Origin of the sequence: Streptomyces sp. SID13726, from assembly GCF_010548375.1 — a bacterium.
Classification (GTDB): Bacteria; Actinomycetota; Actinomycetes; order Streptomycetales; family Streptomycetaceae; genus Streptomyces.
In genome coordinates this window covers 1-380 of the sequence record NZ_JAAGLY010000902.1, presented here as the reverse complement: position 1 = coordinate 380, position 380 = coordinate 1, and the positions used below count along the sequence as shown (strand labels likewise).

The following is a 380-nucleotide window of genomic DNA, read 5'->3' as shown; positions in this document are numbered from 1 at the left end:
CGAGGACCTGGGCCCGACCGTGGACCCGGAGGAGCCGCAGGACGGCGACGACATGCCCCTCGTCCCGGCAGACACCCGCCAGGACCTCGGCCCGGAGGACGCCCGGGAGGCGATGGAGGTGCTGCTCGACGAGTGGCACGCGCAGGGCCGCACCACGATCACCCCCGCCGACCTCCTCGCGTACTCGGAGGAGATCGGCCGCAAGACCACGTGGATCAAGAACCAGATCCGCGACATGCGCGCCGAGGGCCGCCTTGTGGAGGACCTCAACGCCAAGAAGCCCGGCACGTACAAGATCCGCCCCCGCGAACTCGCGGGTGTCTGACCAGTCGCTGACCGGTCACCGGCCCTGACCCCCACAACCCCCCCAGGTGGGACGG

General features: G+C 71.3%; 1 pseudogene. It reads left to right on the top strand.

Annotated elements, in window-relative coordinates:
- Positions 1-325: pseudogene (locus G3I78_RS50905) on the top strand (hypothetical protein); the annotation flags it as partial.
- Between the last annotated feature and the right edge of the window lie 55 nt (positions 326-380).